This is a genomic window from Sphingomonas brevis (assembly GCF_023516505.1).
In the GTDB taxonomy this organism is placed as follows: Bacteria; Pseudomonadota; Alphaproteobacteria; order Sphingomonadales; family Sphingomonadaceae; genus Sphingomicrobium; species Sphingomicrobium breve.
On sequence record NZ_JAMGBB010000001.1, the window covers coordinates 874137 to 900007 of the forward strand.

Sequence of the window (25871 nt, forward strand, 5' to 3'; positions counted from 1 at the left end):
TGATCGACCCACCAGGTCAGGATGCCGGCTTTCGACACCAAGCCTCGATGCCGTTGCCGCCCTTCCGCACGTTGATGTCGACCGCTCCCAGAGCCTGTAGGGCCCGCCTGATCTGGCGAGGTGTCCGATATCGCTTATAGGCGTCGGTCATCCCGTCGTGCGTATCGAGCAGAGACCATTCATAGTGGGCCTCTCGGCCACCAAGCTCAATCTGGCCGAAGTAGAAGTGGATGCCGCCGACGCGGGCAAGGATTTTCCGGGCCAGCCGGTTGTCCCGGAACCGCCAGTAAATCGGAAACCAGAAGTCGACCAATCGCTTCACCGCGGGCCATCTCTTTTCCCGCGGCAATCGGAGGATGAGCTGTCGGTACAATTTCTCCGCGTCTCCCAGCGGCGGGGGGAGCCGCAGCCACAGGTTCCAGCAATAATGATCGATGATGAGCCTGCCGCCGGGCGCCACCATCTGCCATAATTTGCCAATGCTTTCTTCCGTGTCGGGCGTGTGCTGCAGCACGCCGAGGCACACCACATAGTCGTAGGCATTCTTGCAGAAAGGCATGGCGCGAATATCGGCCTGTGCAAGGTTCATCCTCCGCTTTCCATTGTTCCTGCCATTCGCCTCGACCGCGGCGGAAAAGTCGAAACTGTCGAGCACCGCCCCATGGTTGAGCAGTATTTCGGTGAACCGGCCAGCACCCGATCCGGCTTCAAGCACCGCACGGCCGGCAACTGCTGGCAATTCACCCCTGAAACATCTCGCGAGCCGGCTTTCCGAGATAGCGCGGCCCGTATGGGAGTCGAGCTGGGTGGCAGGGAACCGGTTCCATTGGGCGCCAAAGTCGGCGGCGTAATTGTCGCGAGACACGAACCGGGGAATTGAGTCGACGATCGGATATTGTCGTCCGACCGCGTTAGCCAATGAGCCGGACGATTTCCGCAGCGGCTGCTGCAATTCCGGATCGTAGAAGCGCGACCAGTCCTCGTTCAACTCCAGGCTCCTACGCGCCGTTGGCGAAATCGATGATAAATGCCCAGGACCGCGTCAAGGTTTTCTCATTCCAGCCCCTCGTCTATTGCGCGTCCGATGGCTGGTAATGCTCAACCCGTGTCGACCGAATTTGGATCCTCCCACGGGCACGCTGTCCGGGCGACATCGATCATTGGCGGCGCTTCCCTCCTAAACATCGCCATCGGCCTGGTCAGGATGAAGATCGCGGCGATCGTGCTGGGGCCGATTGGAATTGGCACGATCGGCTTGCTCCAGAATCTGCTCAATGCGGCTGCCACAGCGGGCGGCCTTAGCCTCGGGACCGCCGGCGCAAGGGAGATAGTTGCGAGCGAAAGAACAGGCGGGCCACCTTCGGCCTCGGCCGCGCGCCGGGCCATCTTCGTGACCGTCGGCTTACTGTCGCTGTGCAGCGGTTTCACGTTCTGGCTATTTCGAGAGCCGCTTGCCGGCCTGTTATTTCAGGATCGCGGCAAGGCGGCTGAAGTCGGATGGCTCGCGGTAGGCGTCGCGGTTATCGCAGCTGCGGGCTATCAAACCGCGATCCTCAGCGCTCGCCGACGGATCGGAGACATGGCGCGGCTGACGATGCTGTCAGCCACCGCTGGTGCGCTGATCGGTACGGCAAGCGTCATCATCTGGCAGGCGGATGGGATTCTGCCGTTCATCCTGGCTGCCCCGATCGCAACCCTTGCCTTCGGGTGGATTTTTCTTCGACGGGTCCCTCCGGCCGACGGCGATTTACCTCGCGATGCAATCAAGCGACACGTCAGGAGCCTGGTGGGGCATGGGGCATCGCTGACGATTGCCGTTTTTGTGATCCTCTGCGGTCAACTGGCAATCCGGACTTTGGTGGAACGCAAGCTTGGCGCCAGCGCCCTTGGCCACTTCCAGGCGGCCTGGACCATTACCGCCGTCTATCTGTTCTTCATCTTCCAGGCGATGGGAACCGACTATCTTCCGCGGTTGACCGCCGAGATGGGCGATCGGGCAAAGGCACAGCGATTGGTGGATGGCCAGGCCGAAGTTGGCATATTGCTGGCGGCACCGATCCTGCTTGGCATGATCGGGCTGGCCCCCTGGGCGCTTTCAATTCTCTATACCAGCCAGTTCGTGGAGGCGACTGACTTGCTGCGCTATCAAATGCTGGGCGACCTGCTGCGTCTGGCGATTTGGCCGGTTGCGATCGCATTGATGGCCGGCGGTGCCACCCGGCACTACACCTTCGCCGAAATCATCGGGACGGCAATCCTTGTCGGGGTCACGATGGTCCTGCTCCCGCTGGCCGGGCTGGCGGCGCCCGGCATGGCCTATGTCGTCACCAATCTGATCTACGGCGCCGTCATCATGGCCTTCGCCCATCGATTGTACGGGATTTTCCTGGGGGCAAAGGTAATAAGGCAGTTCGCCCTGTTGGCGGCATGTTGCCTGCTGACGTTCGCCATCAGCCTCAATTTTCCGACGGCCGGAGCAGTTGTTGGTTCTGCCCTGGCCGGCCTTTGGGCAACATTCGCCTTCTTTCGCTTGAGGCTGGCCGATCTTTTCGTCACGCGCGGCACGAAACTTGATATGCCAAGCGGAGTTGGGGGTTCACTCGAGCCTTGATGACTGAATCGGAGGGCGGATTTGTTGAGTAACGCCGAGCGCCATGATCTCGAGTGGACCTCGGAGCAGGTCCGGCGCTTCTGGGATTATCATAGCGGCAATCCCGCCCTGGTCGGTCAATATTTCGCAGGCACGGTGGGGCGCTCGCTGCTTCGATTTGTCGAAAAACATATTCAAATCGGCACGGCGGTGGACGTCGGCTGCGGCGGTGGTGACCTGATGTTATTCCTGATGCAGCGCGGGCATGACGTCTACGGCGTGGATCAATCGCCTGTAACCGTGGAAGGGATCAATGACAGGTTCGCTGGCTTGGGACACTTCAAGGGGGCAACCGTCGGCACAGACAGGCTCTCCGATGGCATTGCCGACACGGTCTTCCTGGTCGAAGTTGTCGAACATCTGGATGATGCAGCACTGAACAACAGCCTGGACGAGGCTCGCCGCCTGTTAAAGCCCGGGGGCCACCTCGTTCTGACGACCCCGAATGAAGAGGACCTCGAGGCCAGCAAGATACAATGCCCGAACTGCCTTGCCGTGTTCCATCAGGTTCAGCATGTGCGCAGCTGGTCGGCGGAAACCTTGTCGAGGCGAGTTTCCTTGCAAGGCTTCGAAACCCGCGTATCGAAACCAACCGCGCTTACTCGCTACGATGGAGCGTTCGATAGCGCGTACCGGCTGTTCTATTACCTTCGCCGGCGGCGCCACCGGCCGAATTTAATCTACATCGGAACCAGGACGGGCTGACGAGCAACGTCCACATGAAGATCGGCCTCATCGTTGACGACCTTGGCCTTGCTCGCTGGCAGGCAGACGCGCTGGCCTGTCTTCCCGCGGACTGCGAGTTTCTGGTCTACAACTGTACCAACAGTGGCCCATCGCGACGCTCGCTCGGCCACGCATTTTATTACGCGCTCAATATGTTGAGCCTGCGGACTGGGATGAGCGCTCGCGTTGCATTGCCGGACGAGCTCAAGATCCTGGCCAAGACCGATTTCAAAGCAGAATTTGAAGGATCGTGGCAATGTCTTCCTGAGCCGCTTCTGCGGAGGATCGCCGCGGATCGGCCATCAGTCCTGATAAAATTCGGCATGGGGCTCCTTCTCGTGCCACCCAAGTCCGATCTGCCGGTACCCATCCTGTCATATCATCACGGCGACCCGCGTGCATTTCGCGGACGCCCGGCTGGTTTTTATGAATTGCTGACCGGCAGCGACGTAATCGGGCAGGTCGTTCAGATTCTTTCGAACAATCTCGATGCGGGGGAGATCGTCGCCTACGGTGAAACGAAGTGTCACGGTCATTCCTACCGCAGGACAATGCTGGAGGCATATCGTTGCTCACCGTTGCTATTGAGGGCGGCGGTCGACAACGCCGTTAACGAAGTGCGCGTCCCGATTACGCCGTCTGGCAAAGTCTATCGCCTGCCATCCAATGGATTGGTCGTTCGTTTCGCGGCCAACCGGCTGATCAACCTCGCGCGACATTGGGCCTATGGCGCGATGGTCGAAAAGGTCTGGCAGGTCGCGGAGGCGGCTGCGCCGCGAGACGGAGAGGCAGGTTCATTGCTGCGCTTTCCGGATCGGGCATCATGGCATGTCATCCAATGCCCGCGCCAATATCGCTTCCTGGCGGATCCCTTCTTCTACCCCAATGAGAAGGGGCTCCTGGTAGAAGGGCTCAACAAGGCAACCAACCTGGGCGAAATCCTCCATGTTGATGAGACAGCCGAGATACTGTCCTCCGGCAAGGCAGGCAGGCATTTCAGCTACCCGGCGACGATCAACGAAAATGGCCAGGACTATATGGTGCCGGAGATTTCCGAGTGGTCTTCCGCCAATATCTACCGGCTGTCGCGATCTGGAAGCGAAGACCTTGGCGAGCTCGACGTCCCGGGCAGACCGCGACTGATCGACCCGACAATCTTCTCGAACAACCACGGCATATTCCTTTTCGCCAATGACGACGGCGAGGGCGATTCAGTTCTGAGACTGTGGCATGCCAGTTCCCTATTCGCCCGCTTCGCGGAGCATCCAGCCAGCCCGATCCGCATTTCTCCGGCGGGATCGCGCATGGCCGGCGCCATCCACGTTGCCGCTGACGGCAATTGCTATCGTTTTGGCCAGGACCTCCGCCGGGATTACGGCGACGGCCTCATCATGTTTCGGATCGATACGCTCACCCCGTCCGCCTACCAGGAGGCTCGAATAGGGTCGGTGCGCCTGTCTGGCGTTCGGGGACCGCATACGTTGAATGTTCGTGATGGCCGCATGATCTTCGACTTCTACTCGAACCGCTTCACGCCGTGGGCGGGCGTTCGACGGTTGAAAGCCCGTGCCGCGCGAAGAGCTAATTGAAGAGATAGCTCTGATAGGGCAGCCACTCGCTCGCATTATCGGCGTAGTTCAACCAGACAAACTGCACTGCGAATGCGTAAACCAGGATCAGCGGGGTCGTGAAACTGGTTCGATAGGCTTGCGGGATTCTCGAAAATATCGCGACCTGCATCGGCATAAGATATAGCGCCATCCGGTCTACCGCGGTTGACGATGGGAGCAGGTAGAGCAGCCCAAGCGAAGCGAAAGCGGCGAATGAGAAATTTCGCCATAGCCGGTCTTCAAGTGACGAAAATTCAAACCTCCGGCGGCCCAGCAGGAAGATCGTGGCGGGAACGATCGACATTGCAATTCTTACGGCCGCGCCTTCGGAATTATATTCAGCGCCGATATAGTCTCGAATGAACCGCTCGGCAGCGCTTGAGAAGAACAGGTCGTAAAAGACGAACCCGAGCGCCAGCGCGAGAATGAGGTTGAGCGTTCTGCTGCGCGAGCCGGCAAGGATGACGAGGGGTACAAGAACAATCGCCGTCCGATGAAACAGCGCTGCTGCAACGGCATAGAACAGGAACTGCAGGGTCGTCCCGCCTCGAAGCAGCCGCGCCAGCCCGGCCATCAGTATGCCGATCGCAACCCCTTGCCGCGAATAACCCATGGCAACGACGATGACGAGGTACGGGACGGCGATTGTGATCGCCAACCATGGATTGGGTTGCGCACGTGCAAAAGCCACCAGCCCCCAGGCAAAGATCGCGCCGCAAATGAGATTGACCAGCCAGATTCTCGCGCCGACCTCCACCGCGAGCCAATTGAGTAATTGATATCCGGGATCGCCCAGGTCGAGGAGCTGCCTGAAGGTCGCAATTCTCGCAAAGGAAAGCAGCCGTTGATAGGGAAACCAATCGCCGCCGACCTCGTATCGGAAGCCGATCACGATAGCGATCAACAGTCCTCCGAGACTCAGAAAGGTATAGCTGTACCTGGAGCCCTGCGCGCCTTCGCGAGTCAGGAGAGTTCCGACGGCGAAAAAGGAGAAAAGGAGCCAGTAAACAAGCAAACGGGCATCCTTTTCGCAGCCGGGCTTGAGGCGTTGTAGGTAGCACTCCCAAGGGCGTCCAGTCGCGCCGGGAACCAACGGATGGCGCGAGAAAAGGTGGCGAACTCAATTATGCCGATGGCCAACGGCCGGACCTGTGGATATTTGATGCGTGACGTTTTCTAGCTGGTATCAGCTCAAGCTGTTTGTCGAACATGCCTCAGGCATAAGCATGGATGCCTTGCATGTGCTGGCAGGCGTGGCGATCCTTTTGCTCGCCGCCCGAGTGCTGAGGCAAAGCTTGGCAAATATTCTTCCGTGGTTTGCAACGCTGATCCTGGAGATCGGCAATGAAATATACGACTTATCCGTCGAGATATGGCCCGATCCAGGAATGCAGCTTGGCGAGGGCGCCAAGGATATCATCCTGACGATGGCACTACCTACCCTGCTGCTGCTTGCCGCGCGGTTGTCGCCCAACCTTCTCACCGGAAGCGGCAATCAACCGCTAAGCGACGAGCAGGTGGCGGACAGGCCTGATGTCCCGATCGCTCGCAGCGCTTCGCCGCGATTGCACGATGAGGACTAGCGACATTGCAAAGACGGCGCTCATTGCGGCGGTGCGAAGCGGATAATCAACGACGCTGTGGATCAACAGTGCCGCGGATGCGATACTCCCGGCCAGGGCATATTGGTCGGCCGCCGGCGAACGCGACATTTCCAGCACAGACCTTCCCCACCAGACGAAGAACCATAGCAACAGGACGATAGCTGGAAGGCCACCTTCTACGACCAATTCGAGATAGTCGTTGTGGGCGTGGTTGACATAGACCGTGTCGACCCGGTTCGGATTTTCATTGGCTCGGTAAAGCTGTGCGAATGTACCGAGGCCCGCACCTGTCAGGCCAAAGTCGCCGACGAGCTCACTTCCAGTCGCAAGCATTTGCTGTCGCGATGACACCGAAATCGTCGCATCGCGGCTGACCGGCGTTGACCATAGCACGGACAGGGCCACGACGCTGGAAAGTGCAATCGCGACCAAAGTAATTCGGACAAGCTTGGCATGCGATCTAATCAGCATCAGCAAGCTGGCAAGTACGACCGGTAACCCGAGACCATAGCCGGCAAGCGAGCCATTAAGGATCAGTCCAAGGACTATGACCGCCAGCCCACCGCCGGTCAAAGCCAACGCCGCGGACCGCAATCGTACGTCCTTGGCATTTTCCTGAATTGAGGCGCCGAAGGCCGCAATGAACGGAATCGCGGCAAGCAGAAGTGCCGCCATGTGGTTGCTGTTGGCAAAAAATCCGGTGGCCACGCCAAAATTGCTTAGCCGATAAATGTACCAGGGCGAGCTTTCCGGGCTGGCGCTGGTCACCTGCAAAATGCCAAGCAGGACTCCCGCGACCGCGCCCCCTACGAGTGCCGCGGCCAGCCAGGCCTTCGAATAACCGCGAAGACCGGCCATCGCCGCGAACATTCCGAATGGTGGCAGAAGCGCCAGCCCGGTTGCGATGGTGTCGTACGGTGCCAAGGACAGCGGCATTGCTCCCGGCGCTATTCCCAGGATCTGAAATCCTTGGACGAACTGCGACCTCCCTGGAAGCGCCGCCCAAATCGCGGGCGGTAACGGTATCAGCTGAGCGATCACCAGGGCGATTGCCAGGCCAGCCAGGATGATCAGCTGCTTCAGCGAGTGAGGCAATGGATCGTTGTTCCGTTCCACCAATGCCCAAGTGATTATGGCGATTGCCGCCAGGCGCAGCGCGGCATTGCCCCAATAGCCTTGCGCGCTTCCGCCCAGCAGCAGGCAGAGAAACAAATATGCAGGAGCGACAAATGGCCGGGCACGATCCATCATGGCCCAACCCTTGAAAGGCCAAGTTCGGCGATGGTGAGTTCCGCCTGTTCGGGAAGCTCAGGTGCCGTTCCGACCAGTTCGAGTTGCTGCGCCGGACAATCTTGCGATGGAATTGCGAAATCCAAGGCCAGCACGCCGCCCTTCGCCTTTGTAAGGTCGATCGAGGCAAGTTCGCGGGAACCCGGCATGCAACGCACTACCCACGAAATTGACGTCGGCGTTGGAGAGACGGTGCCGACCTTCATGGAAAACCGATATGTGCCGGGCCCCAACTGCAGCAGTTGGCCTGCCAGGACTATGTTATCGCGCCCATAATAAAGGACGTGCAATCGGCCGCCGCCCTCCGGTTCAGCTACGCCAGCCGCTCCCGACGCCAGAGTCCAACCAAAAGGAGGCATGGCACCACCTCCGAAACCGGGGTCCAGCAGCCCGCCGACCGGTTTAGCGCTTGGGTTGAACCGGTCCCATGCCATGCGAGCGTCATCGAAGCGATTTGCCGAGACGAGGCTGGCAACCAGTCGCTGCTGCCAGGCGCGGTCCAGTTCGCCGGGTCGGCCGCCCCACAGTGCCATGGCCAGTTTTGCGTCTTCGGGCCTGGCGGCGAGCTCATTAAGGAGCCACGGCTCAAGTTGCGGCTGATCGAGCAGCAACCTCTTGGTGGCTGAAGCGCCCCCGGGCATTCGGGCAAAGGCCGCCAGCTGCGGCGCAACTTCACCCAGGCTCTTCGGAACGAGCCGGGTGAGCGCGGCAATCTCCGCCAGTCCCCGCTGAGTCTGCCCCGTCGCGAGATAGTGGTCCGCCAGGAAATAGCGCGCCGGGACGGAACGCGGATCGCGCTTTCGAGCCTGGAGGAACGCACGGGCGGCCAGCGCCTGGTCGTTCGCCACTTGAGCCTGGACCCCGCGTACCAAAAAAGGCTCCGGCGCAAGCGGTGCCTTCGCGGACGCGGCCAGCATTGCCGTTACGGTTGCGGGATTGACCGGCTTCGCAGCAGCAGCAGCGGCACCGACTTCGGTGAGGCCCGAGGCAAGAATGGCGGACGGATGTCCCGGCCAAATCGAGCTGGCTTTGGCGGGATTTGTCGCTGCGTAGGCGTCCAACAGGGCGCTTCTGACAACCAATACCGCCAGGAACAGCGCGACAAGAAAGACGGGAATTGCCCGACGGGTCACTTGGCTAGCAAATCCGATCAGGAGTCGGTCTCATGCGGGATCATCAGGATTTCGGTCCGCTTGCGATCGAGCGCGCCATAGCCATAGGCCTTATATCCATATCCGCCCATGTCTTCCGCTGACTTGGTCAACGTTGCGCCCAAAATATGAGCACCCGTCCCGCCCAGCATTCGCAGCGCTTCGATTGCAGCCTTGGTTCGGGTTTTGCCGCTTTCCACCACAAACATGACATGACCGGCAACCGACGCAAGCAGCAGTGCATCCGCTAGTCCCACGACAGGCGGCGCATCGATTATCACTATGTCGAAAAGCGATGTGACCTCGCTCAGGATTTCATGGAACCGGCTGGTCGAAAGCAGGTCGGCCGGATTCGGCGGAAGCGGTCCGCTTGGCATCAGCCAAAGATCGGAAAACTGTGTTGCCACAATGTGGCTGCGGGCCGGTTCATCTTCGCCCGTCAATAGCCTGGTCAGGCCGATCTTGTCCGACGCCGCCTTGAAGGCCGGCTTTCTGAGGTCGCTGTCGATCAGCAATACCGAAGCACCGCGACGCGCAAAATTCTGCGCTACCGCCAGTGCCGAGGAGGACTTGCCTTCGCCCGAACGGGTACTGCTGACAATCAACGTCTTAGGCAGGCCTTCATCCGTGCTGAAACGCAGTGACGCGACGACCGCGGAATAGGCTTCCGAAACGATCGACCGCGGATCCTTCAATTCCTCGATAAAGCTATCCTGCCCCGACGTTTTTGGAATTGCGCCGAGACAGGCCAGGCCGAGTTTCTGACGAACATCATCGCGGGTCTTTATGGTGTCGTAGAGATATTCGAGCGCGATCGCGGACGCCAGGCCGGCGGCCAGGCCTAATCCGAGACCCGCCAACAGGTTGAGCAGCAAATTTGGCTTGTACGGAGACGACGGCAAGTCGGCGCGATCGACAATTGAAACAGGAGAGGTACCTACCCCACCCGCAACGCCAACCTCTTTGTAGCGCTGGAGCAGTGCGTCATAGAGGCTCCGGTTCGTGTCCACCTCACGCTGAAGGATATTGTATTGAATGCTGCGGCCACGAAGATCGAGCACCGATCCCTTGAGCGCGCCGACCCGGCCTTGCAACGCGCGCTCGGCGGCCAGTGCACCACGATATTCGGCCAGCAAGGTGTTGGTTCGCCCGGACGACGCTTGTGATGTTTCGCGAACAATCTGGCGGTCGAGCTCATCGATCCTTGAGCGGAGGCTAAGCATGTCCGGATGGTCCGGCTTCATCAACGTGCGCTTGTCCTGATATTCCGATTCGAGCGTTGCCCGACTTTGGCGCAAAACCTGGGTGCTCGCAGTTACGTCCGCCGTCGCACCGACCGCCACACCAGAACGATACGCGCCCTCGGCAGCCACCCGGCGTGCAGTCGCATCCGCCAATGCCTTGTTGAGTGCGATCAGGGATTCGCCCTGGATCGAATTGGCGTCGGTCGGGCTGGACCCTGCGTCGCCGCTGCCGGTATTGATGATGCCCTGAGCCTGAGCATAGGCAACCAGCTGCCGCTCTGATTTCTCCAGATCCCCCCGCGTCTTGGCGATCTGCTTTTCAAGGAAATTTCGGGCATAGGCCGACGCTTCGTATCGCCGCTGAAGGTTGGAATTGATAAAGCTCTCGGCAATCTGATTGGCGATCGTCGCAGAAAGCTGCGGCGATTCCGCATCGAACGTATATTTGATCAGCTGCCCGTCTTCAGGAGCTTCGACATTCAGGCCGCTCGATACCTTGTCGATGGCCGTTTTCAGTCGGGTTGAGGTATCGCCCTCCGTCCCGACATAATCCTTGTTGTTCGCCAGGTTGAGGTCCTGTGCCGCGCGTTCGGCAATGCTTCGGCTGGAAAGCAGTCCGACCTGGGTCGCAACATAGTCCCAACTATTCACACCGGTGGATGAGCGGTCACGTTCCTGCTCGTCCATGATTTCAACCGTAGGAGGATTGACCTCCAATGTGACCTTTGAACGGTAAACCGGCGTCGTCAGAAGCGTGATGATGATTGCGGCAATGACGCCAAAACCGACCGCGCCCAAAATCAGCCAGCGCCAATGGGAAATGATTCGTAACAGAGCCGCGAAGTCGAGGCCCTTGCCCCCCTCGGCATTGACTGGCTCGGTCGTAATTCCAAGGCGATCGACCGAATAGCGATCGACGATCCAATTACCGTTACCGTCAGGCACAGGAAGATTATTGTTCACCTGGCCTCAGTCCAATCGGGGCGGATCGGTACCCTCATCAAAACGGCCGAAACAGCGAAAGAACCGGCATGGTGTTCAAAATCTGCTTCTGCGCGGCCTTTATTGCGGATCCATCGATCACCACAATGTCGCCAGCATAAACTTCGGGATCTGGAGCTTCTCCGCGCCTGATGCTGGTAAGGTCGAACGCCGCCGCTTGCCGCTTGCCCCCGATTGTCCGGAAGATTGCAACGCGCCGTGCATTCGCGTCCTCCCTGGTGCCACCGGCTGAAGCGACCGCCTGCATAAGGGTGGTGGGTCCAAATACGGGGATTGCGCCTGCTTTGTTGACCGCTCCATCGACCGTGACGCTGCGTCGCGTGGACGATTTGATTCCGACGCTCACATCAGGGTTTTGCAGATATTTCTCGCCAAGCTTCTGGGTCAGTGCGGCGTCGAGTTGGGAAGTCGTCAAATCATAGGCTGTGACTTCGCCGATAAGCGGCATCGAAATGTGGCCCGCAAGGTCGACTTCATAGTCCCCGGACAGGTCAGGCATCTTGAATACCTTGACCGTCAGCGTGTCCATCGGACCGATCTTGTACCCGGCTTCGAGAGGTACGAGCTCCGGCGCATCCGGAGTTCCGAAATCCGAGACGTTGTAAGGGATGGGCCCGCCCCGCTTGTCGGCGCAGCCGGAAACCATCAGGCAAGCCGCAACCGAAGCGGCCAGCACTGCGGGAAAGGCCGGCTTGTCAGATCGCACCACGATGCCTCCTCGCAATAACGCGCGATAACTCAATGAAGCACCCCCGGACCGGTTCCACAAGAGCCCAATTTGGCCATGATCAAGGCATCCCCGCGGCCTGTTTCGGCCCTGCAACAGCCGTGTCGATGATCCACCGCCGATCGTCCTCCAGCGCCATGGCGGTCAGCACGTGGGACCGGTAGGCACCTGTGTCGAGACCAATTCGATTGCCGCGATCGTCGACCCCCTCGCTGATCGTATGGCCGTGGATGACGATCATACCGTGGTCGTCTTCACACTCCAGAAAAGGCGATCGAATCCACCGCAAGTCCGCCTGACTTTGCAGCGACAGGTCGATGCCGGGCCTGATGCCGGCGTGAACAAAAAGATAGTCGCCGAGCGTCAGCGTGTCGGCAAAGCTGCCAATGAATCGAGAATGGCTGACCGGAATCGCTTTCCCGATGCATTCCAATGCCGCCCGCTCGCCCAGGCCTGACAGCGACGCCGGGTCCATTCCATAACTGCGGAGGCATTCGCCGCCGCCATATTTCAACCAACTGTCCAAGATGCCGCGCTCCCCGGCCAGGAGCCGAAGCAGCACCTCTTCATGATTGCCGGTCAGGAAATAGGGTTGAAGCCGGCTATGCCGATAGGTCCGGAGCCGATCCACAACGGCTTGCGAGTCCGGCCCGCGGTCGACGAGGTCACCCAGGAAAATCAGCAGCGATTTTCGCGCTGGATCGAGCTCGACGTCCTGCTCGATCAAAAGGAGAAGTTGGTCGAGCAGATCCAGTCGGCCATGAACGTCCCCAACGGCATAGGCGCGATAGCCTCGTGGTACCGTCGGCCCGTTCGTTGGTCGTTGGCGCTGTCGAAACATCGAACACTAAACCCTTGCTTCGGCCGCCAGTTGCGCCAGGACATCGAGATAGGCGTCCGTTACCCGCTCAAGGCCATAATTTGCCTCGACCAGCGCCCTGCCGGCTTGCCCCAATTGCCTTCGCCGTTCCACCTCCATCGACCCAAGCTCTGACATGGCATCCGCCAGGGATTGAGAGTTGCGGACCTCGCACAACATGCCGTTGACACCATGATCGACAAGCTGGCGATTGCCTGCGACATCCGTCGCGATCATCGGGCGCGCCATCGCCGCGGCTTCAAGCAGGGAGCGTGGCATCCCTTCGCGATAGGATGGCAGCACGATAGCCGTGGCCTCCGCAATGTGGGGCCTAACGTCGTCGGCATGCCCAAGATGCTCGATCAAGCCTTGGTCAGTCCATTCCCGAACCTCATCTTCATGCACTCCGCTGCGGTTTTCGGGATCGAAGTCCCCCAACAGCTGAAATCTCCAGCCCGGTCGAGCTTGGCGAAGCAGGCGGGCGGCATCGACGAACTCGCGCACCCCCTTGTCGCCAAGCAACCTGCCAATGAACAAGAAGCACACGTCGTCGTCGCTGCCTGCCCTTTCCCTGGGAGCGAAATGCGCCAGATCAACTCCGGATCCCGGCAAGAGCCGTGCCTGGTTCGGCCCAACGATCTTCCTCGCCACGAACAGGTCGCGGTCGTCCGGATTCTGGAAGAAAACAATCGGCGCCCGGCGAAATGCGATCCGATAGAGAAATGCTACGAGGCGGGAGAGCAGCCCATCGCTCATGAAGGCCGTACCCAGGCCGCTGACGTTAGGAATGCTGATTACGCCCGCTACCCGTGCAGCGAGCGAGCCATAGATGTTGGGTTTGGCAGTAAACCCCAGGAAGAAGCCGGCTTTCGTGCGGCGAAACAGCCTAAGATATTCCAGCCAAAGCATTACGTCCGCAAAGGGATTCAAGCCTGATCGTTCGATCGGAATGCTGGCTGCCTGTGCACCGCGAGACTCTGCCCACTGCGCGTCAGCTTCGGGTGCGGCAATGTGAACTTGATAGCCGGCGCTGATGAGCCCCTCGACCAGGCGGGCGCGAAAATTCGTGATGTTCCAGAAGCTGTTGGCAGATAGCAACACGGGGGCCATTAGCTTAGCGTTCAATCAGTTTCGGCGGCATGGCAAGTGGCGGTCGGATGTCCGCGGCCGCACTCCTGCAGTCAAAAGTTAGGATTTCACATTTGCCGCGTTGGAAAACCGCGACATATTCGTCACGGCGGCAAAAAATTGCGCTAATCTGGGTTAACTTTCGCAACGAACCAAGTAGAACGACGTTAGGTGGTGGAGTATTAATCTCGGCGGGGTTAATACTCCTGTCCTCCAGTGGGAGCAGGTTGATGTCGGCGTTCGGGCGTAAAATCACTGCAGCTGCAATTGCCATATCGCTGTGCGCGGTACCGACTGCGGCTATTGGTGCTTCTCCTTCTCCGGCTGCCGTCCCGGTGGCCGCCGCGCCGACCAACCCGTGGCTCACCCTAAGCGCCATGACGACAAGTTCGTCGGCGGCAACTAGCGCTACTGCTACTGCTGAGCAGGGCTACGACGACGGCTTGGCCTTCCCTCCAGCCGTCCCGCTAGTGGTAATCCTGGCGACGGTCGCCATGGCAATCTACATCCTCACGAGGGATGATGACGACGGCAACCTTTCGCCAATCAGCCCCGCCTAATCCCGCAAGTTACGAGTGAAATCGGGCGTCCGCCGGCGCGCCCGTCGTTATCAGGCGTCCCGCTCCAGCGGCGAGAGCAGGGAAAACTCCGGTATTTCGGCGATAACACGGGCCCCGTCTTCGTCGACGAAAATGTAATGGCCGCTCATTGCGCCGGCAGGTGTGTCAAGCGGACAGCCCGAGACATAGTCGTAGCTTTCTCCCGGCGTTACTACCGGCATTTCGCCGACTACACCCTGGCCGCGAACCTCGTGAATATTGCCGCGCCCATCGATGATTTTCCAATAGCGCTCGAGTAGCTGCACAGTGCCCTCCCCATCATTCTCGATGCGGATGTGATAGGACCAGAACCAGCGGCTCTGGTCGGGCGCCGACTGTTCCGGCAAATAGCTGACGGCGACCCGTACGGTCAGGGCTCCGCTGACGGCTACATGAGGGAACAGCAGTGCGAGCGTGTCGACCATCGTGGAGACGCTAGGCTTGTCCGGCCGCTCTGCGCAAGCGCTCGACGACGCGGGAGCGTGCCTCGCCAACCGAAGCGGACCGGTCGGTGATCAAATCACGCATCAGGAAATGGCCAGTTAGCTGAAGCCCTTCCAATATTTCCGGCCAGCTCGCCGTTCCACCTTCCAGGATAAAACGTGGCAGCTTGAGCAGCTTGCCGGCATATGGCTCCGCTTCGACCGCGCTGACTGCCCTCCCTGATCGCGGACTTACCGCAACCAGCTCGTCATTGGCGCCAGACACGGCGCATTTGGCAAGGTCGAGACCAAAACCCAGTTCAGCGAGAAGCAGCAGCTCATATCGGACCAGCGCGGCGCCCCAGCCGCTCGCCGACGGCGCCGCTTCGATCGCACCGATCAACCCATCGAGCGCCTGGTAGAGCCGAGGATAGGGTTGGGATTCCGGCAATGCGCTAGCCGTTAGCGACGAGGCCCAGTCCAAAGCCGCGGCGGGCAATGGCTCCTGAAACAGTGGCCCACGGCTGTGCACCAACTCGACAGTCGCCTGCGCCAGTTGTGACTCCGTACGGGCAGACAAGCAGATCTCGACCTGGTTCCCGGGCAGCAGCACCGGCCTGAGCCGCCTTCCCCTCGCCCCGCGAACATAGGCTGCCTGCAGGCCATGGTCGGGAGTCATCACCCTTACCACCGCTCCATGCTCGCCGTGCGGGCGAAGCGCTAACACAATGGCTTGCGTTTCGATCCTCATCAGCCGCGCGGGTGGAAATAGTCGTAGATCTGGCGTGCCATTGTCTTGCTGATGCCAGGCGCGCGCTCGAGATCGTCCAACGCCGCGCCCTTGACCGCCCGCGCCGTACCGAAGTGCATCAGCAAGGCACGCTTGCGGTTGGGGCCGATCCCGGGGACCTCGTCGAGGGTCGAAGTAGTCAGGCTCTTGGCCCGCTTCTGGCGATGGGTGCCGATGGCAAAGCGATGCGCTTCATCCCGCAGTCGCTGCAGGTAGAACAGCAGCGCATTATTGGGCGGGAAAGTTACCTCGCGGCCGCCAGGCAGATGAAACACCTCGCGGCCGGCATTTCGGTCCGGACCCTTGGCGACGCCGACGACCGGGACGTCGCTCACTCCTGCCTCCTCGAGTATTTCACACACCGCCGAAATCTGACCTCTTCCGCCATCGATCAACAGCAAATCGGGCCATTCGCCCTCGGCCCGCTCCGGATCCTCTTTCTCCAATCGGGCAAATCGCCGCTCCAGCACTTCGCGCATCATGCCGAAATCGTCGCCTGGCGTGACGCCCGACTTGATGTTGAACTTGCGATAGGCGTTTTTGCGGAAGCCTTCTGGCCCGGCGACGATCATCGCGCCGGTGGCATTGGTGCCCATGATATGACTGTTGTCATAGACCTCGATCCGCTTGGGCGACTCAGGCAACTCGAACACCTCGGCCATTTCCTGCAGCAATTTGCCCTGGGTGGTCGACTCCGCCATGCGCCGGTCCAGCGCCTCCTCTGCGTTGCGCCGAGCCTGCTCGATCAGCATTCGCCGGTCACCCCGCTGGGGTTGGCTGATCTCGACCTTGTGGCCGCTGCGCTCCCGCAGAGCTTCGGCGATCAGTTCGTCTTCGGCCAGCTTGCGATCGACCAAAATGCGGCGCGGCGGCGGAACCTCCTCGTAAAATTGCATGAGGAACCCGCTCAGCACCTCTTCCTCTGGAACATCTGCGGTGTGCGCCGGGAAGAAACTGCGATGTCCCCAGTTCTGGCCGCCCCGGATGAAGAAGGCCTGGATGCAGGTTTGGCCAGCCTTAGATGCCAGCGCGAAAATGTCGCCATCGCCAAGGCCTTCGGCATGGACCGTCTGGCTGCCCTGAACATAGGTAAGGGCCCGCAGTCGATCACGATAGACGGCAGCCAGCTCATAATCCTGCTTCTCGGCCGCCTCGGCCATCTGTTTGCCGAGCCGCGACTGAACACCGGTCGACTTGCCGGCCAGGAACTGCTTCGCATCCTCGACCAGCTCGGCATAATCCGTCTCGCTGATCCGGCCGACGCAGGGCGCCGAGCAGCGGCGGATCTGATAAAGCAGGCATGGCCGGGTCCGGTTCGCAAAAAAGCTGTCAGAACAACTTCTTAAGAGAAATAGCTTCTGCAGTGCGTTAAGTGTGCTGGTAACCGATCCAGCGCTTGCGAACGGCCCGAAATACTGACCTTTGGCCCGGCGTGCGCCGCGATGCTTGCGAACTTGCGGGAACGGATGATCCTCGCGAAGCAGGATGAAGGGGAAGCTCTTGTCGTCGCGCAGCAGGACGTTGAACGCCGGCCGGAACCGCTTGATGAGCTGCGCCTCGAGCAACAGTGCTTCTGCCTCGGTGCGTGTCGTGACGATGGTCATGTCGCGGGTCTGGGCAACCATCCGCTGCAGCCGCTTAGGCAGTTTGGCGACCTGGGTGTAGCTGGTCACCCGGTTCCTCAGCACGCGCGCCTTGCCGACGTACAGAACGTCGCCCCGCGCATCGTGCATCCGATAGACGCCCGGCCGCGCCGGTAGCGTCTTCAGCACATTGCGGATCGCCTTGACCCCTGCCTCCAGGTCAGGCGCGTCCGCTCCGCGCAGCGCGTAGGTCGCCTTTTCCTCATTGAAGCGGTCGCCCGACCCTGGGAGGTCGGGACGGCCGGCGGGCGTTCGATCCATGCTATTGATCTAGGACGCCGGCAACGCCGGCGCTAGGTCGGCAGGCGCTCACCAATCAGCTCATAACGGGCATTTTTGTAGAAAAGATGCTTGAGGCGGTCACCAAGGTGCCGGACATGCCCCGGACCGCGCCGCTTGACCTCCCCGACATCGTCGCCTTCAGCCAGTCGCTTGAACGGAAGTCCGGCAAACAGTTTCCTGGCGGCTGACGGCGTCAGATGGACGGTGTGATCGGCGAAGGGCGTGATTTCGAAAGGGATACCAACGGCACGCCATGCCGCGTGCGCTGTGGCTGCCCAATGATAGATTGGGTGGTGCACGTTTACACTGAAATAGAGCATTCCGCCGGGCCGAAGGACGCGCGCGATTTCTTCGATGATGCGGCGCGGATTTGCCGCATGATCGACGACATTGTCGCACAGAACGATATCGAAACGCGCATCGTCGAACGGCAGCTGCTCGCCGAAGGCAGCCATGGTGGTGGCGCGATGCTGCCAGGCCGGAAACAGGTCACGGTAATGGTCCGCCAGCGGGTCAACCCCGATGCGTTCGGCCGCATCGAAGAAGAAAATCAGGCCATGCGCGCCGGAGCCCACTTCGAGCACTGACGCATTGCCCGCAATTTGCCCAAGGTTTTCCAGCTTTTGCCGGACCTCGTTCGACCAGGCCGCCATCCAGGCCGCCATCTCCTCTTCCCGGCCCATGCTCTGCTTCGACTTGCTGCGCTGATATTCAAGCTGGCGGTCGAGAGCGCGCTCCGCCCGCTTGCCAAGTCCCGGGGTGGTCATGGACCAAATCAGACCAGAACAGATGCGACCTTTCAACAGATCGGCAAAATTGCATCGGCTTGGCGTGCGGGATCGCTAATCCGGCGGACCGACATTGACGACAGCGCAACGATCTGCCTGCTTTGGCTCATTCGCGTTGGGAAGAGAGCAATGATCGCTCAATCCAGGGCTCATCTAAAAGCTGCGGGCGAAGGCTATTGGCGGCATTTTCGTTTCGCCACGACCTTTGGCCTATTGGCCGCGGCGGCCGGCATCGCGGCCATTATCCATGCCTTTGTGCCTGCCATGTGCACGCACACTGCCAGCCGGATCGTCCGGCATCTCGGTCAGTTGGCCGACGACCGCTCCAAGATCGACGCCATCGAAAGCGAAGCTGTCGAAGCCCGAGCCTTTGTTCTGTTGCTGCTATTGGCCGCGGCGGTGGTCGCGCCGCTTTGGATATTGAACGCGCCGACGGCGCTTCGGCTGGCCTATACCGGGCTGGCGTTCGCCCTCCCCGCCGTCCTGTTGCTCAGCAATCCCGAGCTGGCTACGCGCGAGGAATCGGCAGCTTAGGCGGCGGCCCTCGCCTCCTCCCGCTCGCTCAGCATCCATTCGACGGCCATGCGGGCGTGGATCGCGGTCGTGTCATAGACCGGAAGCACATTGGCGCGGGCATCGACCGCCAGCACCAGCTCTGTGCAGCCAAGCACCACTGCCTGAACCTTCTGTTTGGCCAGCTCCGTAATCAGCGTTTTTAGCTTGCGCTGGCTGTCGCGGACTACCCGGCCGGCGGCCAGCTCCTCGAAGATGATCCGGTCGACTTCGTTCATCCACTTGTTCTCGATCGGCGCGAGGGCGATTCCCCGCCGCTCGATCCGCTCGCGAACGAAGCTTTCGGTCATGGTGAAGCGCGAACCAAGCAGGGCAACGCGTTTGCGTCCATCTGCGACGAGCCGGTCCGCCACGGCATCGGCAATATGAAGGACGGGAATGCCAACACTGGCGCTCACCGCGTCATAGCTTTTATGGACCGTGTTGCAGGCGATCAGCATTCCTTCGGCGCCGCTCGCCTCGAGCCGCTTGGCCGCCTCAACCGTGATCTGGGCAATTCCGTCCCAATCGCCGGCCACTTCCATCTCGGCGACCGGTGCGAAGTCGACGCTCTCGATCGACAGGGCGGCGCTATGCAGGCCGCCCAGCCGCTGCGAAATCCCGCGATTGATATGGTCGTAATAAAGAGCGGTCGATGACCAGCTCATGCCGCCGATAATGCCAAGTTTCTTCAATGCCCCAACTCCCCGAAGCCCCGACCGGCGAGTCCGGCTGGGGGCTTCAACCCAGATGCGATTCCTTCACTTGGGTTAGTAGGAAAAGGCTATTAACCCAAGGCCTTAACGATCTCCTCGACCATCTTTTTCGCGTCGGCGAGGAGCATCATGGTGTTGTCGCGGTAGAAAAGCTCATTATCGACCCCGGCGTAACCCACGCCGCCCATCGACCGCTTGACGAACAAGACGGTCCGAGCCTTTTCCACGTCGAGCACCGGCATGCCGTAAATCGGCGAACTTTTGTCAGTCTTAGCGGCGGGGTTTGTGACGTCGTTGGCGCCGATCACGAATGCGACGTCGGCGGTGGCGAACTCGCTGTTTATGTCTTCCAGTTCGAACACCTCGTCGTAAGGGACGTTCGCTTCCGCCAGCAGCACATTCATATGGCCTGGCATTCGTCCCGCCACCGGGTGGATGGCATATTTGACCTCCACACCTTCCTTCTTGAGCTGGTCCGCCATTTCTCGAAGGGCATGCTGCGCCTGGCTCACGGCCATGCCGTAGCCGGGGACGATAATCACCTTGTCGGCCTGGCTCATCAGGAAGGCTGCGTCCTCGGCCGATCCACGCTTGTAGGCCCGGTCGATCGCGGCGGCGTCACCGGAGCTGGCGACTGCACCGAACCCACCGGCGATGACGCTGATGAAGCTGCGGTTCATGGCCTTGCACATGATGTAGCTGAGGATCGCGCCCGAAGAGCCGACCAGCGCGCCGGTGATGATCATCGCCGTATTGTGCAGGGTGAAGCCCATCGCTGCCGCGGCCCAGCCCGAGTAGCTGTTGAGCATCGAGATAACGACCGGCATGTCCGCCCCGCCGATGGGGACGATCAGCAGGAAGCCGATGGCGAAGCTAAGCGCCGCCAGCGTCCAGAAATCGATCGGGCTCTGGCTGTCGTAGAAGCCGTAAAGAAAGAAGATGATCGCCAGGGCAACGGCGAGGTTGATCCAGTGCCGTGCGGGCAACAGGATCGGCTTGCCGCTCATATTCCCGTTGAGTTTCAGGAACGCGATCACTGAGCCGGAGAAGGTGATCGCACCGATCGCGACGCCAAGACCCATCTCGATCCGGCTGACGCCAAGGATTGCGCCTGAAGTATCAACGATCCCGAACGCGTCAGGATTGAGGAACGCCGCTGCGCCGACCAGCACCGCGGCCATGCCGACCAGCGAGTGAAAGGCCGCAACCAGCTGCGGCATCGCCGTCATCGCAATACGCCTGGCGGTGACCAAGCCGATAGTTCCGCCAATCAGGATTGCTATGCCGATTTCCCACAGGGCGGCGATTTGATGGGTCGCTAGCGTCGTCACCACGGCGATCGCCATCCCGGCCATGCCGATGAGATTGCCTCGCCGGCTGCTGTCCGGGCTGGACAGCCCGCGCAGCGCGAGGATGAAACAAATGCCCGAAATCAGGTAAGCGAGGAGTACCCAGCTTGGGACGACCGCGGCCTCATGCATCGCGGCGCTCCCTCTTCTTGTACATTGCCAGCATTCGATAGGTGACGGCGAACCCGCCGAAGATGTTCACGGATGCCAGCGCCACCGCGACCAGGCCCAGCCATTTCGACTGGACGCTGCCTCCAGCCGCGGCCGCAATCAGCGCGCCGACCACGATTACCGAGCTGACCGCGTTGGTCACGCTCATCAACGGCGTGTGCAGCGCCGGGGTCACCGACCAGACCACATAATAGCCGACGAAACATGCCAGAACGAAGATCGACAGGATCGAGATGAAGTCCAACGGACGGCTCCCCCGCATTTAAGTGCCGATCTTGTGGCAAGGCGCTTGGCGCTTGTCGAGGGCAAGAGGGGCGCCCGCAAAATCTTGCCATTAACTTAACGAGGTTTCCGATTTTTTAACCTTTTCCCCTGCATGGCCTGCGGGGACGAAGAAGGGATTTACGCGCGCCATGCGATGGCCGAACCGCCGCAACCGCGAACCTGGGGCCAAGCGCCCCGCCAGGACGCTTGCCTGGGCGCTGGTTCTCGGCCTGTTGTTCGGGCTGGTTGCGGCCGGCGAATATGCCGAGGATCGCCTTCGCGTCATTCGCAACCATATCAACGAACGACCGGCCAGCGGCGACATCGTCATTGTGGGAATTGACGAAAAGGCAGTCACCCAGGTCGGACGCTGGCCATGGCCCCGGGGGCGATACGCCAAGCTGATCGACGCGCTTGAGGCTGCCCGCCCTGATCAGCAGGTTCATGACATTTTGTTTCCCGAGAAGTCGGACCCCGTCCAGGACCGGCTGCTGGCCCAGGCCATCGATCGCAGCGAAAACCTGACCCTCGCCTACCTGCCCAAGGCAGGGGCGCAGGAAGGAAAATATGAGGATGTCCGGCCGCTCCCGGAATTCCGCGAGCATGCCGGCATTGGCACGATTGCCCTTCGCTACAACTACGCCAATGAAGGGTGGTTCATCCCTTACGGCGCGAGCCGTAACGGCAGTTTCATTCCATCGATGTCGGCCATTCTCGCCGACCGCAACAAGGGCAGCGAGGGCGAGTTTCGGGTCGATTATGCCTTCGATCCAGCTTCGATCCCGATTTACAGCGCGGCGGACGTCATCGCGGGTCGCGTCGGGAAGAAAGAGCTGGAAGGCAAGACCGTAATCGTCGGACTGGCGGCCGAACGGCTTGGCGATCAGTTCATGCTCCCGGGTTGGGGCAAGGCGAGCGGCGTCTATATCCATGCAATTGGGGCAGAAACGCTGAAGGCTGGGGCGCCGGTCGATCTTGGCTGGGTCCCCGCATACCTGATCGCCAGCTTGCTGGTGGTATTGACCATGAAGCGAAAGCTTCGCGCCCAGGTCTTGCTGCTCGGCGGTGGAACCGTGGCTTTGCTCGCGGTGCCGCTGCTTCTCGAGCGCATCCAGATTTTCGCTGACGTTACGCCCGGCCTATTCGTCATTCTCTGGGTGGCGACCGGCATCACCATGCAGAACATGAAGCGCCGCGGCCTGACCAATACTGTCAGCGGCCTTCCCAATCTCAACGCGCTGCGCCGCGCCGGACATGAGCGTGACCGTCCTCTGATCGTTGCCCGCGTGATCAACTATCCTCAGATCGTTTCGACCCTTTCAGTAGCGCAAGAGCGCGCGCTCACCGAGCAGATCGTGGCCCGGCTCAAGGTCGGATCGGAAGTTTCGACCGTTTACCAGGGCGACGAGGGCATTTTTGCCTGGACGGTCACGGCCGGGACCGCGATCGGTCACCATGTCGAGGCGCTTCACGCGCTGTTCCGCAGTCCTGCCAAGATCGACGGCAAGCCGTTCGACATCGCCATCAGTTTCGGTGTCGAAATTGGCAGCGGCCGATCGATTTCCAATCGTCTGGGAAGCGCGCTCGTCGCCGCCGACGAGGCTACGGCCGAGGGCCTTCGCTGGAAATATCACGACCCGGAGCGGCTGAAGGACGCCGAGTGGCGGCTGTCGCTGCTAAGCCAGCTGGATGAAGCCATCGATCGCGGCCAGGTTTGGGTCGCTTTCCAGCCGCAACTCGACCTCGTCACCAATCGCGTGCGCGGGGCTGAGGCGCTGGCACGCTGGACCCATCCGGAAAAAGGGCCGATCAGTCCGAGCGAGTTCGTCGCGGCCGCCGAACAAAGCGATCGCATCGAGAAATTGACCTTGTTCGTGCTTGATCGCGCCATTGCCGCGGCAGCCAAGATCAACCGCGAGCACGGCCCCTTCGACATGGCGGTCAATCTTTCGGCGCGAATGCTCGGCGACAAGACTCTGCCCTCGCGGGTCCGCGAGCTGCTCGACCGTCACGGCCTCGACCCGGCCCACCTGACACTTGAGCTGACTGAAACAGCAACCCTGGCCAACGGCGCCGACATCGGCCCGCTCTACGGCCTGCGCGATCTCGGCATTAAGATCTCGATCGACGATTATGGCACCGGCCTGTCGACGCTTGAATATCTGAAGAAAATCCCTGCCAGCGAAATCAAGATCGACCAGAGCTTCGTCAAATCGATGCGCGATCACCGCAGCGACCTTGTCATGGTCCAGTCGACCATCGCATTGGCTCATTCGCTCGGCCGCACCGTCGTCGCGGAAGGCGTCGAAAGCCGCGAGATTCTCGACATGCTGGTCGCGATGAAGTGCGAAATTGCCCAGGGCTTTATCATCGGGCGGCCATGCAGCCTGACCGACCTGTCCAAGCGGTTGACCGGCGAGCGCAAACGCCGCGCGGCCTAACTCATGACAAAAGTTAATAGCCGCTCCCAATAAGACTTCGGCTGGCAGTTGAGAGCCCGCCCTCCTCCCCCAATCCGCAAGTCAATCGGCGCCGTTACTTGGCATTCCGGTGGGTCCACTTCGCCAATATGGTTAATTCGTTGCTAACCATTTCGATTAAGGTTAATGTCCTTGTCAGCGACATGAGTCGCGTTGTGACGACAGGGGACGATCATGAAGTACAAAAAGGCGAGCTCGACCCGTGGGCTTTGGTCGTGGCTGTTCGGCCATGGCTGGAGTGGCGCTGGCGGCAGCGGCTAATCGATTTCCGGTCTTTTAGGCCGGATTTCCGCGGAAATTTGACGATCTGCGGCTCGGCGCGGATCGTCTTTCTGCGTTTGGGCCCTGCAAATTGCCGAACTTATCGGATGCGCCTCGGCCAAGCGCGCTCCAACTATGGCTGTGGATAATTTTTCCGAGTCGTTACTGAGCCGGTTTGAGCCGCTCGTTAACCAATTGGCCGCCCCGGGTTAACCGTATCGCGGCAACGATTTCATCTTCATCCGGCAGCACAACGCCACCCTTTTCCTTGTCCCAGAAAGCCGTGAGGAAATTGGCCAGGTTACGGGAGAAGAGCGCCGAAGCATCCGCCGCCAGCGTTCGTGCCAGCTGCACCGCGCCGATGATCTTCACGCCATGCCGTTCGACGGTCTCGCCGGCGACGCAGCCTTCGACATTGCCGCCCGCCTCCGCCGCCAGGTCGACGATCACGCTGCCCGGCCGCATCGTCGCCAGCTGTGCGTCGCTGATCAACCGCGGCGCGGCGCGGCCCGGGATCAGCGCGGTGGTGATAACAATGTCCTGCTTGGCGATATGGCCCGAGACTAGTTCGGCCTGGGCCGCCTGATATTCGGCGCTGGTTTCGCTGGCGTAGCCGCCGGCCCCCTCGCCTTCGATACCGGCGACACCTTCGACGAAGATCGGTTTCGCTCCGAGCGACGAGATCTGCTCCTTGGTCGCCGATCGGACATCGGTGGCGCTGACTTGGGCGCCGAGCCGCCGAGCAGTGGCGATCGCCTGCAGCCCGGCCACTCCAACGCCCATCACAAACGCCTTGGCCGGATGCACCGTGCCGGCCGCCGTCATCATCATCGGAAAAGCGCGGCCAAAAAGCGAACCCGCGTCGACCACTGCCTTGTAGCCGGCAAGGTTCGACTGGGATGACAGAATGTCCATCGACTGGGCGCGGGTGATGCGCGGCATCCATTCCATTGCCAGCGCTTCAAGCCCGGCCTTGGCGTAGGCCGCCACGTCATCGCCCCGCCCGGCCGGATCGAGCGCTCCGACCAGCAGCGCTCCTTTTTTCGCCCCCGCAACCGAGTCCGGCTCGGGCCCGATCACGGTGAGGATGATATCGGCGTCCTTGAGGACTTCGGCCCGGGCGCCGACCGTGGCGCCCGCCGCTTCAAAATCCCCATCCGCGATAGAAGCCCCAACGCCGGCTCCTCGTTCGACCGCGACTGTCGCACCCAGGCCGGCGAATTTCTTCACCGTCTCCGGAATGGCGGCCACGCGGGTTTCCGCGCCAACCTCTTTCAGGACTGCGATCTTCAAGCCGGCGGCCTAATTGTAGATGACGTACATCACGACCATGGCCGTGATGAAGGCACCAATCGCGCCAAATTTGAACAGCTTCAGGAAGCCGTCGTAATTGCGGAAGTGGGCTGAGTAATCCATTTCGGTGGCGGTCGGGTGGACCTTGTCGTCGGCCATTAAGCTAATCCCCGTGCGAATGTGACGTGAGCGCGGTCTTAACAAGCCGAACGCTTCGGCCCAAGCGCCTTTTTGGCTCGAAAATGCCGGCGGCCTTAAGCAGAGCTTTAC

Annotated in this window: 24 protein-coding genes; 6 read left to right on the forward strand and 18 right to left on the reverse strand. The window is 60.7% G+C overall.

Features of this window, described 5'->3' with window-relative positions:
• Nucleotides 1–16: 16 nt before the first annotated feature.
• Nucleotides 17–988 carry a class I SAM-dependent methyltransferase gene (locus LZ518_RS04525; protein ID WP_249914827.1) on the reverse strand — a complete coding sequence of 324 codons (972 nt, stop codon included), beginning with the start codon at nt 986–988 and terminating at the stop codon, nt 17–19.
• Between the two features lie 96 nt (nt 989–1084).
• On the opposite strand from LZ518_RS04525, the gene LZ518_RS04530 reads away from it, so the two are divergent.
• Genes LZ518_RS04530 through LZ518_RS04540 form a run of 3 tightly spaced genes read left to right on the forward strand, consistent with a single transcriptional unit; the run spans nt 1085 to nt 4965 of the window.
• Complete coding sequence (locus LZ518_RS04530; protein WP_249914828.1) at nt 1085–2611, forward strand: O-antigen translocase; 1527 nt, start codon at nt 1085–1087, stop codon at nt 2609–2611.
• Between the two features lie 24 nt (nt 2612–2635).
• Entirely contained in the window at nt 2636–3355 is a 720-nt protein-coding gene (locus LZ518_RS04535; RefSeq protein ID WP_249914829.1) for a class I SAM-dependent methyltransferase, read from the forward strand.
• A gap of 14 nt (nt 3356–3369) precedes the next feature.
• Nucleotides 3370–4965 carry a glucosamine inositolphosphorylceramide transferase family protein gene (locus LZ518_RS04540; RefSeq protein WP_249914830.1) on the forward strand — a complete coding sequence of 532 codons (1596 nt, stop codon included), beginning with the start codon at nt 3370–3372 and terminating at the stop codon, nt 4963–4965.
• Here the strand turns inward: LZ518_RS04540 and LZ518_RS04545 are convergent.
• Nucleotides 4958–6079, reverse strand: coding sequence for an EpsG family protein (locus LZ518_RS04545; protein ID WP_348538667.1), 1122 nt, complete (start codon nt 6077–6079; stop codon nt 4958–4960). The genes LZ518_RS04540 and LZ518_RS04545 overlap by 8 nt on opposite strands.
• 73 nt (nt 6080–6152) lie before the next feature.
• Between LZ518_RS04545 and LZ518_RS04550 the strand changes: the two genes are divergently transcribed.
• The gene (locus tag LZ518_RS04550; protein WP_249914832.1) at nt 6153–6569 is read left to right on the forward strand and encodes a hypothetical protein; all 417 of its coding nucleotides are present in this window, start codon (nt 6153–6155) and stop codon (nt 6567–6569) included.
• On the opposite strand, the gene LZ518_RS04555 is transcribed toward LZ518_RS04550, so the two are convergent.
• The 11 genes from LZ518_RS04555 to LZ518_RS04605 form a co-directional block, all read right to left on the reverse strand.
• Nucleotides 6489–7841, reverse strand: a complete 1353-nt coding sequence (locus tag LZ518_RS04555) for an O-antigen ligase family protein (protein ID WP_249914833.1) — start codon at nt 7839–7841, stop codon at nt 6489–6491. The genes LZ518_RS04550 and LZ518_RS04555 overlap by 81 nt on opposite strands.
• On the reverse strand, nt 7838–9013 hold the full coding sequence (locus LZ518_RS04560; protein WP_249914834.1) for a tetratricopeptide repeat protein: 1176 nt from the start codon (nt 9011–9013) through the stop codon (nt 7838–7840). The genes LZ518_RS04555 and LZ518_RS04560 overlap by 4 nt, the downstream gene beginning before the upstream one ends.
• 17 nt (nt 9014–9030) lie before the next feature.
• Nucleotides 9031–11238, reverse strand: a complete 2208-nt coding sequence (locus LZ518_RS13520; protein WP_249914835.1) for a GumC family protein — start codon at nt 11236–11238, stop codon at nt 9031–9033.
• A 37-nt stretch (nt 11239–11275) separates the two neighbouring features.
• On the reverse strand, nt 11276–11986 hold the full coding sequence (locus tag LZ518_RS04570) for a polysaccharide biosynthesis/export family protein (protein ID WP_249914836.1): 711 nt from the start codon (nt 11984–11986) through the stop codon (nt 11276–11278).
• Nucleotides 11987–12065: 79 nt separating this feature from the next.
• A complete protein-coding gene (locus LZ518_RS04575; RefSeq protein ID WP_249914837.1) occupies nt 12066–12845 on the reverse strand; it encodes a metallophosphoesterase in 780 nt (259 codons plus the stop codon).
• Nucleotides 12846–12851: 6 nt separating this feature from the next.
• The gene (locus LZ518_RS04580) at nt 12852–13973 is read right to left on the reverse strand and encodes a glycosyltransferase family 4 protein (protein ID WP_249914838.1); all 1122 of its coding nucleotides are present in this window, start codon (nt 13971–13973) and stop codon (nt 12852–12854) included.
• A gap of 4 nt (nt 13974–13977) precedes the next feature.
• Nucleotides 13978–14358: a hypothetical protein gene (locus LZ518_RS04585; RefSeq protein WP_249914839.1), complete on the reverse strand. Its 381-nt coding sequence runs from the start codon at nt 14356–14358 to the stop codon at nt 13978–13980.
• Nucleotides 14359–14601: 243 nt separating this feature from the next.
• Complete coding sequence (gene apaG, locus LZ518_RS04590; protein WP_249914840.1) at nt 14602–15015, reverse strand: Co2+/Mg2+ efflux protein ApaG; 414 nt, start codon at nt 15013–15015, stop codon at nt 14602–14604.
• A gap of 10 nt (nt 15016–15025) precedes the next feature.
• Nucleotides 15026–15763, reverse strand: a complete 738-nt coding sequence (gene recO / locus LZ518_RS04595) for a DNA repair protein RecO (protein ID WP_249914841.1) — start codon at nt 15761–15763, stop codon at nt 15026–15028.
• Nucleotides 15763–17706: an excinuclease ABC subunit UvrC gene (gene uvrC, locus LZ518_RS04600; RefSeq protein WP_249914842.1), complete on the reverse strand. Its 1944-nt coding sequence runs from the start codon at nt 17704–17706 to the stop codon at nt 15763–15765. Before uvrC ends, recO begins: the two co-directional genes overlap by 1 nt.
• Before the next feature lie 32 nt (nt 17707–17738).
• A complete protein-coding gene (locus tag LZ518_RS04605) occupies nt 17739–18494 on the reverse strand; it encodes a class I SAM-dependent methyltransferase (protein ID WP_249914843.1) in 756 nt (251 codons plus the stop codon).
• A gap of 150 nt (nt 18495–18644) precedes the next feature.
• Between LZ518_RS04605 and LZ518_RS04610 the strand changes: the two genes are divergently transcribed.
• Complete coding sequence (locus LZ518_RS04610; RefSeq protein ID WP_249914844.1) at nt 18645–19049, forward strand: DUF6356 family protein; 405 nt, start codon at nt 18645–18647, stop codon at nt 19047–19049.
• On the opposite strand, the gene LZ518_RS04615 is transcribed toward LZ518_RS04610, so the two are convergent.
• The 3 genes from LZ518_RS04615 to LZ518_RS04625 form a co-directional block, all read right to left on the reverse strand.
• Entirely contained in the window at nt 19046–19762 is a 717-nt protein-coding gene (locus tag LZ518_RS04615) for an aspartate/glutamate racemase family protein (RefSeq protein WP_249914845.1), read from the reverse strand. The two genes, LZ518_RS04610 and LZ518_RS04615, sit on opposite strands and share 4 nt — an antisense overlap.
• A 92-nt stretch (nt 19763–19854) precedes the next feature.
• A complete protein-coding gene (locus tag LZ518_RS04620) occupies nt 19855–21264 on the reverse strand; it encodes an NAD(P)(+) transhydrogenase (Re/Si-specific) subunit beta (protein ID WP_249914846.1) in 1410 nt (469 codons plus the stop codon).
• Nucleotides 21257–21547 carry an NAD(P) transhydrogenase subunit alpha part 2 gene (locus LZ518_RS04625; RefSeq protein WP_249916501.1) on the reverse strand — a complete coding sequence of 97 codons (291 nt, stop codon included), beginning with the start codon at nt 21545–21547 and terminating at the stop codon, nt 21257–21259. Before LZ518_RS04625 ends, LZ518_RS04620 begins: the two co-directional genes overlap by 8 nt.
• Before the next feature lie 169 nt (nt 21548–21716).
• Between LZ518_RS04625 and LZ518_RS04630 the strand changes: the two genes are divergently transcribed.
• The gene (locus tag LZ518_RS04630; protein WP_249914847.1) at nt 21717–24008 is read left to right on the forward strand and encodes an EAL domain-containing protein; all 2292 of its coding nucleotides are present in this window, start codon (nt 21717–21719) and stop codon (nt 24006–24008) included.
• Nucleotides 24009–24470: 462 nt separating this feature from the next.
• On the opposite strand, the gene LZ518_RS04635 is transcribed toward LZ518_RS04630, so the two are convergent.
• Together LZ518_RS04635 and LZ518_RS04640 are read right to left on the reverse strand one after the other, a co-directional pair.
• Nucleotides 24471–25601 carry an NAD(P) transhydrogenase subunit alpha gene (locus LZ518_RS04635; RefSeq protein WP_249914848.1) on the reverse strand — a complete coding sequence of 377 codons (1131 nt, stop codon included), beginning with the start codon at nt 25599–25601 and terminating at the stop codon, nt 24471–24473.
• Nucleotides 25602–25610: 9 nt separating this feature from the next.
• Nucleotides 25611–25760 (reverse strand): aa3-type cytochrome c oxidase subunit IV, encoded by a 150-nt coding sequence (locus tag LZ518_RS04640; RefSeq protein ID WP_249914849.1) that lies wholly within the window; start codon nt 25758–25760, stop codon nt 25611–25613.
• Nucleotides 25761–25871: the final 111 nt, after the last annotated feature.